Origin of the sequence: Spirulina sp. CS-785/01 (assembly GCF_028330525.1) — a bacterium.
GTDB lineage: Bacteria > Cyanobacteriota > Cyanobacteriia > Cyanobacteriales > Spirulinaceae > JAQMSD01.
Genome location: NZ_JAQMSD010000165.1, coordinates 1 through 9,423 on the forward strand (window position 1 = coordinate 1; position 9,423 = coordinate 9,423).

General features: G+C 45.5%; 8 protein-coding genes and 1 pseudogene. 4 read left to right on the forward strand and 5 right to left on the reverse strand.

All coding sequences use genetic code 11. The features are described from left to right. The first annotated feature begins 148 nt into the window (after nt 1–148). Nucleotides 149–643: a pentapeptide repeat-containing protein gene (locus PN462_RS11065; RefSeq protein ID WP_272128263.1), complete on the forward strand. Its 495-nt coding sequence runs from the start codon at nt 149–151 to the stop codon at nt 641–643. Nucleotides 644–718: 75 nt separating this feature from the next. Here PN462_RS11065 and PN462_RS11070 read toward each other — a convergent pair whose 3' ends face one another. Next, entirely contained in the window at nt 719–1,507 is a 789-nt protein-coding gene (locus PN462_RS11070; protein ID WP_272128265.1) for a peptidoglycan-binding domain-containing protein, read from the reverse strand. A 315-nt stretch (nt 1,508–1,822) separates the two neighbouring features. Then, on the reverse strand, nt 1,823–3,268 hold the full coding sequence (locus PN462_RS11075) for a circularly permuted type 2 ATP-grasp protein (protein ID WP_272128266.1): 1,446 nt from the start codon (nt 3,266–3,268) through the stop codon (nt 1,823–1,825). A 152-nt stretch (nt 3,269–3,420) separates the two neighbouring features. Between PN462_RS11075 and PN462_RS11080 the strand changes: the two genes are divergently transcribed. Continuing rightward, on the forward strand, nt 3,421–3,729 hold the full coding sequence (locus PN462_RS11080; RefSeq protein WP_272128267.1) for a DUF2499 domain-containing protein: 309 nt from the start codon (nt 3,421–3,423) through the stop codon (nt 3,727–3,729). A gap of 171 nt (nt 3,730–3,900) precedes the next feature. Beyond that, nucleotides 3,901–4,194 carry a DUF3593 domain-containing protein gene (locus tag PN462_RS11085; protein WP_272128268.1) on the forward strand — a complete coding sequence of 98 codons (294 nt, stop codon included), beginning with the start codon at nt 3,901–3,903 and terminating at the stop codon, nt 4,192–4,194. A 79-nt stretch (nt 4,195–4,273) separates the two neighbouring features. Here PN462_RS11085 and PN462_RS11090 read toward each other — a convergent pair whose 3' ends face one another. The 3 genes from PN462_RS11090 to PN462_RS11100 all read right to left on the reverse strand — a co-directional run bounded on the left by PN462_RS11090 (nt 4,274) and on the right by PN462_RS11100 (nt 8,805). After that, on the reverse strand, nt 4,274–5,095 hold the full coding sequence (locus PN462_RS11090) for a prepilin peptidase (protein ID WP_272128269.1): 822 nt from the start codon (nt 5,093–5,095) through the stop codon (nt 4,274–4,276). 162 nt (nt 5,096–5,257) lie between these two features. Beyond that, nucleotides 5,258–6,403: a site-2 protease family protein gene (locus PN462_RS11095; RefSeq protein ID WP_272128270.1), complete on the reverse strand. Its 1,146-nt coding sequence runs from the start codon at nt 6,401–6,403 to the stop codon at nt 5,258–5,260. 350 nt (nt 6,404–6,753) lie between these two features. After that, entirely contained in the window at nt 6,754–8,805 is a 2,052-nt protein-coding gene (locus tag PN462_RS11100; protein WP_272128271.1) for a DICT sensory domain-containing protein, read from the reverse strand. A gap of 512 nt (nt 8,806–9,317) precedes the next feature. Between PN462_RS11100 and PN462_RS23520 the strand changes: the two are divergent. Next, nucleotides 9,318–9,423, forward strand: a pseudogene (locus tag PN462_RS23520) (zinc ribbon domain-containing protein); the annotation flags it as partial.

A 9,423-nucleotide genomic window follows, 5' to 3' on the forward strand; every position in this document is an offset into this window, starting at 1 on the left:
CTCCCGACTCCCGACTCCCCCATCTCCCAACCCCAGTCTAGGTTTATGGGCGATTACCGTTTAAAATTGTTCATTAAGAGGGGGCTATGGTCACACAATAGTCCCTTTTTTGCGGATAGACCTGCTATTGTTGCACAGTAATTAATTTATGAAACGCCTTCTCGCTATTCTTTTGGGACTCGTCACGGTTTTCACCTGTTGCTTCTCCCAACCTGCTTATGCGGCCAGTTCCTCCCTCATTCGTTCCTATGATGATGTTAAAGTGGATGGGAAGGACTTTTCCGGCCAAGTCTTACAAGAAGCTGAATTTGCGAATACTAGCCTAAAAGAGGCTAATTTTAGTGACGCAAAATTACAAGGGGCCGTCTTTAACGCTTGTGTGTTAGTCGATGCGAACTTTGAAAACGCGAACTTCACGAACGGAATTGCCTATTTAACGAACTTCCAGAGAGCGAATTTAAAAAATGCTATCTTTAAGGAAGCAATGTTATTGCGATCGCGCTTTGAACAAGCCGACATTACCGGGGCTGACTTTAGTTTAGCCGTTATTGACCGAGAACAACAAAACAAACTCTGTAATCGAGCTTCTGGAGTTAACCCCGTTACCGGAGTCTCCACCAAAGAATCCCTAAATTGCTCATAATACAAACATAACAAGGGGATCAACCCCTTGTTATCTTTAACTTGTTATCTCAAACTTGTGATCTCAAATTAGAATTTAGAATAACGCCTGGCGAGTATTTGGGCCAACAATGCCATCAACCATCAACCCTTTAGCGCGTTGGAATTCCTTCACCGCATTGGTGGTTTTCGGACCGTAAATGGAATCAATCGCCCCATCATAATAGCCTAAACTTTGTAACCGTAACTGGACATCTCGAACCGGAGTCCCAGTCTGGCCAGGCTTTAAAATGATTGTACCACCAGTGCCGCCACTTCCGGTCGTGGTATAAGGACCATACACCCAACCCCCACTAGACAACTGCAGCCAGTTTCCACGACTAGCGACCACAGGTTTTAACGCTGCACCATCACTCACGCAAGTATAAGCATCATAACCTGTTCCGGGGCCGACACGAGCATTTAAACAAGAATTATTGGGAGTATCTACTTTTGCTTGAATGCTTGCTGATTGTCCAGATAACTTTCCATAAGTCGTATAAGGGCCATACACCCAACGGCCACTAGATAACTCTAACCAGTCTCCCTGACTATCTACAACGTCTTTTAAGGCTGCACCATCACTCACGCAAGTATAGACATCATAACCTGTTCCGGGGCCCACACGGGCATTTAAACAAGAATTATTGGGAGTATCTACCCGCACTTGTGCGCTTGCAGGTGCAGCACTTAATGTGGCCGCAATGACTCCCACGGTGAGTAACCCTAACCAAGTGGCATTGGGGAGTTTAATCCAATCTAACTCTTTTAAGTTTAAAGGCTCATATTCGATGCCTTCTAGTTCTTCATATTGACGATAGGCTTGGGTATAAGCAAGGGTATCCATGGTTTCCTCCTAAATTTTGCGGGTTTCCTATTTTATTTATAGCGAGATTGTCCAATATTCTAAAATTATTCTTTTTGAAAACCGGAATTTGTCATATTTTTCCAATGATCGTGCGGAATCTTTACCCATTTTTCTCGACTCGCTGCATATTTTTTGCATTTTGTCAACTCTTGGGAGGAGGAAGAAACGGGGTTGCTTGTCTTTCTTCGGGAGTGAAGAAACCGGGTTTCTGATGTTTAGGGGAATTTGAGGGTCACATTTAGGAAAGAAACCCGGTTTCTCGCTTTGCTTGTCTTTCTCAACCATCTCCATTCTTTAATCGGCCAAAACCCATGTATCCTTACTCCCTCCTCCTTGGGAGGAATTGACCACTAAAGACCCTTTTCGCAATGCAACACGGGTTAATCCCCCAGGATGGACATAAATATCATCATGGCCCCGATATAGAATATAAGGGCGTAAATCTACATGACGGCCCTCAACGTGACTATTAATTAACGTCGGGACACGGGATAAACAGAGGGTGGGTTGTGCGATGTAGTTGCGGGGATTGGCTTTTATTTTTTCGGCAAAGGCCGCCCGTTCTTCCTCACTGGCCGCTGTGCCAACTAACATCCCATATCCTCCTGCTTCGTTGGCGGATTTAACGACTAATTCGTGTAAATGCTGTAAAACGTACTCCCTGTCCTGTTCTCGCCAACAGAGATAGGTGGGAACATTGGATAAGAGGGGGTCTTCGCCTAAATAATAGCGGATCATTTCCGGCACAAAGGCATATACTACTTTATCATCCGCCACTCCTGTCCCAGGGGCGTTCGCAAGAGCGACGCGGCCTTGTCGATATACGTCCATTAATCCGGGGACTCCTAAGAGGGAATCAGACCGAAATGCGGTGGGATCAAGGAAGATATCATCTAAACGACGATAGATTACATCTACCCGTCTTAATCCTTTGGTGGTGCGCATTTGTAAGTAACCATCCACCACCACTAAATCCCGGCCTTCTACTAACTCTACTCCCATTTGTTGGGCTAAAAAGGAATGTTCGTAGTATGCAGAGTTATAAATTCCGGGGGTGAGGACAACGACATTGGGGTTTTGTAGGTGGGGAGGGGCCAGGTTTAAGAGGGTTTCGAGGAGGTGGGAGGGGTAGTCATCAACAGGCCGAATATCCATGGTTTGGAAGATATTGGGGAAGGTGCTTTTCATCACCCGTCGATTTTCTAAAACGTAGGAGATACCGGAGGGGACCCGCAGATTATCTTCGAGGACAAACCATTCACCGTTGCGATCGCGCACTAAATCCGTCCCGGTTACATGACACCATATCCCTGTCGGTGGTTTTATCCCCTCACAGGGTTTCAGTAACCCAGAGGCCGATTCGATAATATTTAGGGGGATTTTGCCATTTTTGAGAATCTTCTGGTCATTATAAATATCCTCCAGAAAGAGATTTAAGGCAGTAATACGTTGTTTTAACCCCTGTTCCAGTCTTTGCCACTGGTCTGCCGCGATAATCCGGGGAATAATATCAAAGGGGAAAACTCGTTCTACTCCTTGATTATCCTGATACACATTAAAGGTGACACCCAGTTTTAAGAGAGCAATTTGGGCCGTTTTATGGTGTTGGTTCATCTCATCGAGACTTAACCCCTGTAACCACTGAATCAGGGGTGCTGCGGCCTCTCGCGGTTGCCCTTGAGCGACATACAATTCATCGTAGAATTGGGGGGATTCGGGATCGTAGGTGTTAAGTTGCACGATGTACCTTTGCTGCTGCCCATAATGTTCTAGCATTAGCGGAAAGGGGACGGGGAATTGTAGCGAAAATTACGATTTTTGGGGATGATTTCCTGTCAGCTTGGGGAAGAATTGCGTTAAACTGCCTATCGAGAGCTTTTGGGAAGTGGTTTATGCACGCTTTATCGATTCCAACTTGGATGGTTCATGTATCGAGTGTGATTGAGTGGATTTTGGCTATTTGGTTAGTGTGGCGATATGCGGAGGTAACGCGCGATCGCGTGTGGTATGGTTTATCTTTAGCCATGTTCCCGGCCTTACTCAGTGCGATGTGTGCTTGTACTTGGCACTTTTTCGACAATCCCCCTGATCTCGATTGGTTAGTCACACTACAAGCTGCATTAACCGTTCTCGGCAATTTTACTCTCTGTTGGGCGGGTTGGCGTATTTATAACAGTAAACAGTCAACAATTAACAATTAACAATTAACAATTAGCAATTAACAGTTTGTTGTTTGTTATTGTTTCTTTGTTTAAATGAATATAAGTAGCCGAGAAACCGGGTTTCTATCCAAATTGACCGTCTTTAGCCCAAATTTTGCACAGAAACCCGGTTTCTTAGTCCTAATTACCCATTACCTATTACCCAAAACCATGTTTTCTAAAGATAATTTGTTTGCAATTTCTTTGTTTCCCTATTTGGCGTTTCTTTGGTTTATTACTCGCTCTGGGAGAATGCCTCGTTTGGCGTTAATTGGGTTTTATGTTTTATTGCTCTTTGTCTTGGTTACAATTCCGGCGGGAATTTACGCAAAACAAGCCTATCATGAGGTTTTGGCGAATGTGGACTGGTTACATGGTGGGGCAGAGTTTTTTCTGACGCTCTGTAATATTTTAGTGGTTTTAGGCTTTCGACAAGCTCTGATGAAAGAGGAAAATAAGGAATAATGGACAATGAATAATGGACAATAGATAATTGAAAATTAATCACTAATTACCGATTACCGATTACCCAACTTAAATTGTCTTAAATTGTCGGAAAAAAAAGACTTTGATAGGTGCTTAAAATGAAGTCGCCCCAGAATAGTGCTAAAATTGCGCCGAGGGCGAGGAATGGACCGAAGGGAATGGGGGAGGCGCGTTCTACGAGGTTGAGCGCGATCGCACCTCCCCCAACCAATGCACCCACGACACAACCCAAAAACCCCCCTAACAATAATAATTTCCAGCCTAACCAAGCTCCCAGTAAAGCGGCCAGTTTTGCATCTCCTGCCCCCATAGCGGTTTTTCCAAGCGCGATCGCGCCAATAAAGGCAATACTATCCAACAACCACACCCCCAGTACAGCCCCCACAACCCCCCGCATGAGTTGTAAAATCGCCCCCGATACCATCCCCGTTTCTTGCCATCCCCACACCAGCATAAAGCCTAAACCCACCACTAACCCCGATTGCGTCAGAGGGTTAGGTAAAGTGTAAGTATCCCAATCTATCAAGGATAACGCCACCAACCAACTCACCAACGCCCAATAGCCCAAGGTTTCTAACGTATAGCCAAATTGCCAAAAAACAAGCATAAATAACAACCCCGTGGCCGCTTCCACCAAAGGATAACGGACAGCAATGGGACTCTGACAATGTTTACACTTCCCCCGCAACTTCAACCACCCCAACACCGGGATATTTTCCCCCCACCCCAAACGATGGTGACACTGGGGACATCGGGAAGGAGGATGGAGAATCGACACCCCCGCCGGAATGCGGTAGATAATCACATTTAAAAAGCTACCAATAGCTGCGCCTAGGGCGAAAATAAAGAGATAGATGACCCCATTGAGTAGAAGTTCCATAATAAGTGTAACGACTAGATTTGTCACTCATTCGTCTCTTAACCCGTTTTCAACGGGTTTAAGCGATTAGTCTTGGGTTTCAACCCAAGGTGTATTAAAAAAAAGGCGGGCAATTGCCCACCTTAATGATTATGCAATGATTATGCTATCTTCTGAGTCACCTTATACAGGTTCTACTTCGGGTTTTTGGTCTTGGGGTTGACCCTCTTGTTGGTCACTCAGCAGCTTGATAATGGAGTTTTTCTCCAATAATCCTAAAACCACCCCATTTTGATCCACAACCGTGAGTTGCTTATTATTGTCCTGTTCAAAGCGTCGAACCACTTCTAAGAGGGATTCATCAGCCAGAATTTGTTCCCCATTGTCAATGGGGTTCATGAGGCTTTCCACGGTTCGCTCCGTCCATTCTGAGGTAGCGACGCTTTTTAAATCTTCAGTGGCGATCGCACCCACTAACTGACCATTCGCATCCGTCACCAAGAACTTACGCCACTTATTATTCCCGATCACATACTCATTCACAAACTCCCGCAAAGTTAAATCCTTACTGACAATAGGACTCTCAGGAATCACCGCATCCCGGGCCGTATAATGGTCTAACTGATCTTGGACTTGGGCCGACTGGGCCGACATTCCGGCATTCTGTAACAAGAAGAACCCAATTAAGACCGTCCACAGACTACCATATTCAATCACACCAAAGACCGCTAATCCACCTGTAGTGATGGCAACCCAACCAAAGATTTGACCAACCCGACTGGCATAGAGTAACCCCTTATTCGGATTGCCCGTTAACTTCCAGATTGCCGCTTTCAGGACGTTTCCGCCATCAAGCGGGAGTCCAGGAATTAAGTTAAAGACCGCCAAAATTAGATTAAGAGTGGCCAAGATGGACACAATAATAGCAACCGGGGCCGGAAGGGGTAAGGTTGCTCCCATAATGGTAAAGAGAGCAAAGAGTAAAATACTCACCAACGGTCCCGCAATGGCCACGAGAAACGACTGAAACGGGGTTTCTGATTCTTTTTCTAACATAGCCAGTCCCCCGAAAATAAACAGGGTGATGGAACGCACCCCAATCCCCTGGGATAAGGCCGCAACACTGTGTCCCAATTCGTGGGCCAACACCGAGGCAAATAATAGTAAGGCCGTAGTTAACCCCATAATCCAAGGTAACGCATTACCACTGAAGACCTGAGTAAACTGTTCGCCAAACCAAAATGTCCCCAAGGCTAAAATTAAGAACCATGAAGGATTGATATAAAATGGGATGCCAAATAAAGTCCCAACTCGAATATTACCGTCCATATATTAAATCTCCTGTTAGTACACAATACTTACTGTATGGGTCATACAGTCTTTTTCTTCAATTCAAAAACAAAATTTAATTAGAGTCACTTTCTAAGGGGTTAACCTCTGTTACTGTATTTGTTTTCCCGTTGCTTCATTAATTTAATTGTAACGAATTGTTAAAACCCCCTAGCCCCCCTGTTTTTCGGTAAACCCCCCTTGTTGGGTTCGGTTTTGCGAGTGTAGTGTCGGGTTTCGGGTGTCGGGAGTTGGGTGTCGGGTGTCGGGAAATGGGGAAGTTGGGGGAGATAGGGAGTAACAACTGTTTACTGGTTACTGGTTACTGGTTACTGGTTACTGGTTACTGGTTACTGTTTACTGTTTGTTCCTTTGCGGGATTGACTTTTGGTTTTGTGACTACTGCCCGTGGACTTGGATTTGGAAACAGATTTAGAATTAGATTTGGATTTGGATTGGCTCGCAGATCGGGCAATGGGGATTGTAAAGTGGAATTGACTCCCCTTGTCTTTCCCCTCCGACTCAGCCCAAATTTTTCCGTGCCATCGTTGGACAATTTGCCGACAGATGGCCAGTCCTAGTCCTGTTCCTCCTGTGGTGCGTTGTAAAGCCCCTTCTTCTTGGTAAAACCGATCAAACACCGTTTCGAGACGGTTGGGTTCTATTCCTCGTCCTGTGTCGGTAATGGTGACTTGGAGCATTTGGTTGGCGATGGGTTGAACTGCGATCGCAATTTCCCCTTCAACGGACGTAAATTTGTTAGCATTATCAAGTAATTTTGTCAAGACTTCCACCAACCATTCCCCATCGGCCTGCACCAAGGGCAAATTTTCCGGCACAGAGACTTCTAAATTCGGTCGTTCACTTTGCACCGTATGGGACCGAATGTGACTCACCCCTAACTCCACACATTCATACATAGACAGAGGTTCAGGATTCCATTCCACCCGTCCGCTTTCCAATTGAGAAAGGGTGAGAAAGTCTTGCACCAGAGTCCGCATCCGTTCCGCATCTGCTAAAGCCGTATTAAGCATCACTTGACGCAATTCCGGGGACATATCTGGTTCGCTGGCCAGACTTTCTAGGCAAATTTGAATGGTTGACAGAGGGGTTCGCAGTTCGTGGCCCGTAATAGCGACTAAATTGGAGCGTGTATTGTCTAATTCTTCTAATTGTTGATTGAGAACCTCTAAACTAGCGTAAGATTCCGCTTGAATTAACGCCACCCCCACCTGATTAGCCACCGCTTCCACTAGGGCAATTTCCTCCTTTGCCCATTCATCGGGAACTGTCCCACAGTGATGCAATTCTACCATGCCGATTAATCGCCCCTGATACAGCACCGGAACGAACAGCCAAGAAGTAATATTCGCTTGCTTGACCAAATTTTGCATGGACTGGGGAGACTCCTCCAGAGAAGGGTGGTTGGCCACCTCTTTCACTAATAAACTTTCTCGCGTTTCCAGAACCGTTTGAAAGAAAGGATTTTGTTGTAATAGCCAGGTTTCCCCCTGTACCGTGGGAATCTTGGGACGGAGGTATTCATGGGTAATGGTGGCGGTTTCGTCTGCTTCTCCGCAACGATAAATAATCGACCGACAGGCCCCTAAGACTTGTCCCAGTTGTTCTACTGCCACTTCCAAAATCTTTTGGGGGTCGAGGGAACGGCGAATGGCCACCGTCATTAGGTGGATGAGACGTTCTTTTTGTTCTTGGGAGGCAATAGCGCGATAGGCTTTCATTAACTTATACTGCCCCACCTGTAAATAATTCACCAACCGATTCACAAAGGGGTCCGGGTTATTGGTGGGGAACTGTTGGGGACCCGTGGGCAATTCTTCGGGGACTTCCTGCAAATACAGGCTTTTCGCTGTATTCACCTTCTCTGTTAATTCTGGACGATATTGTACAATGCGCTCTAGTAAAATTTTCGCCGCTTCCTCGCACACTCCTTGATCTGAAGTCCAAATCCCTTCAAAACGGCGATTCGAGTCCATTCCATTCTTCTGAGACTCCCGTTGAGATGCGCGTTCTCGACAGATGAGACAATTGGCATATTGTTGCGTAATCACCACTAAATGCCATTCATGGGTTAATCCATCTTCTCCATCAAAGGCGATGGTTTCATATTCCCCCGACTGATTCTTAAAATCGGTTTCTGGGGCTGATAACACATACACCTGATCTGTCTGACGGGCTATGCGTCGGTAACGATGGGCCTCTTGGCGATAAAAGCGTTCTCGTTGAAATGTGGCAATCACTAAGGGAGACCCGTTTCCAGCCAAGACCTGATCTTCCATGGCGTGGGACAAGGCCACTAGGGAAGATTTAAAATACATCTGGGGTCGCCAATTAGGGATAGCGTGCAGTAACTCTGCCAGAACCGAAGTCGGAATGCTCATTAAAGGTTGGATTAAACTATTCTGCCGACGATAGCAATATCGTGATCCTCATTTTAATGATGAGGGTTGCCCTACAGCTATATGAAAAATTGTATCGAGGACTGAACCGTAATTTTCCTCTACTTTCAAGCAAATAGCGCAAGAAATCAACTTTCTCTAGGGGGAGATTGGGGGGTTGATAGCGTTGTTGGTGCGTTATGCTGTTGCGCTTCGCACCTACCAAAGAAGGTAGATGGCAGATGGCAGATGTTGGAGAAAGGAGGAAGTTAACCTACAAAGAAGGTCAGACACTAATCACAGCAAGGCTTTTAGCCAACTTTCAGCGATTTTTAGTTTCTGGAGAGGGTTTTGAGGATTTTGAAAAGCAAAAAAGGTCAAATTTTGTCCCCAGTTGGGGACACATCTTGGAAAAAAGCCCATTTGTCCTTAAATTTGACCAAAAATACTGGGTTTCAAGCCCCGTCCTTATAACGAAGTGGAGGACGGCTTTTTATTGCCATAGAGAAGAGTATTGCTCTAATTGCGGAGAAAAAGTGCAAAAATCTCTATCCACTAGAACCCATGTATGTCCTCATTGTGGTTTCATAAAAGATAGAGATATAAATGCAGCTATAAACA

Coding starts and splice junctions, on each gene's coding strand:
- PN462_RS11090 (WP_272128269.1), bottom strand. CDS start 5,095: ATGGAACTTCTACTCAATGGGGTCATCTATCTCTTTATTTTCGCCCTA.
- PN462_RS11095 (WP_272128270.1), bottom strand. CDS start 6,403: ATGGACGGTAATATTCGAGTTGGGACTTTATTTGGCATCCCATTTTAT.
- PN462_RS11100 (WP_272128271.1), bottom strand. CDS start 8,805: ATGAGCATTCCGACTTCGGTTCTGGCAGAGTTACTGCACGCTATCCCT.
- PN462_RS11065 (WP_272128263.1), top strand. CDS start 149: ATGAAACGCCTTCTCGCTATTCTTTTGGGACTCGTCACGGTTTTCACC.
- PN462_RS11085 (WP_272128268.1), top strand. CDS start 3,901: ATGTTTTCTAAAGATAATTTGTTTGCAATTTCTTTGTTTCCCTATTTG.
- PN462_RS11080 (WP_272128267.1), top strand. CDS start 3,421: ATGCACGCTTTATCGATTCCAACTTGGATGGTTCATGTATCGAGTGTG.
- PN462_RS11070 (WP_272128265.1), bottom strand. CDS start 1,507: ATGGATACCCTTGCTTATACCCAAGCCTATCGTCAATATGAAGAACTA.